Below are 826 nucleotides of genomic sequence, written 5' to 3'. Positions count from 1 at the left end.
AGGTGACGCGGAAATATCCGCGGGCATCCGGCGGCGTGAAGGCCGCCATCGACCGTGAGCAAAAACGGGTGAAGTGCTAAACCGGCGTCGCGGAGGTCGCTGCCCGACCTCTTCTTGCGAAACGCTGGGTCTTGCGATGCCAGACGATCTGTCCGCCATTTCGGCAAGGGACGCCAAACGCCTGTTCGCGGGCCTCGCGAGCGCGCCCGCGATCGTGCTCGCAGTATCCGGCGGTCCGGATTCCGTGGCGCTGATGTGGCTCGCCGCGCGCTGGCGTCGTGCCCTGTCGCGCAGGCCGTGATCGACGGTGACGGCGACCAGTTTCGGCCTGCGCGCGGAATCTGCCCGCGAGGCGCGCGACGTCAAACGGCTCGCGCAAAATCTCGATCTGCCGCATCACACGCTGCGCTGGACCGGAGCCAAGCCCGACACCGGATTGCCGGCGGCTGCCCGCGAAGCCCGCTATCGCCTGCTGGCGCGGGCCGCGCGCCGGCACGGCGCCACGCACATCCTGACCGCGCACACCCGCGACGATCAGGCGGAGACGGATTTCCTCCGGCATCGCCATGAACAGCGCCGCATCGATGCCGGCGTCGTGGTCGTTCCCATCCTTCAACGCAAGATAGCGCTCGGCGCCGTCGACCAGCACCTCCACGGCGGCATTGGCTCGCGCGAGCCGCGCCGCAAGCCGTGCCAGGTTCCTCGCATCGCCGCCCTCCTTGGCGAGAACAGGCATCAGCGCGCGCAGCCGCGAACGCGTGAACGCCGGATCGCGATTGGTCGGATCGTCGGCGAAATCGATGCGCGCCTTGTGCAGCGTTGCGAT

General features: G+C 68.8%; 2 pseudogenes. Both read left to right on the top strand.

The annotated features are described in order from the left end of the window. Positions 1 to 80: pseudogene (locus J6500_RS31420) on the top strand (tol-pal system protein YbgF); the annotation flags it as partial. Between the two features lie 56 nt (positions 81 to 136). Beyond that, a pseudogene (gene tilS, locus J6500_RS32260) lies at positions 137 to 559 on the top strand (tRNA lysidine(34) synthetase TilS); the annotation flags it as partial. Positions 560 to 826: the final 267 nt, after the last annotated feature.

Origin of the sequence: Bradyrhizobium semiaridum (genome assembly GCF_020329505.1) — a bacterium.
Classification (GTDB): domain Bacteria; phylum Pseudomonadota; class Alphaproteobacteria; order Rhizobiales; family Xanthobacteraceae; genus Bradyrhizobium; species Bradyrhizobium semiaridum.
The sequence above is the reverse complement of the archived record's forward strand: the minus strand, read 5'-3'. Positions and strand labels throughout refer to the sequence as shown.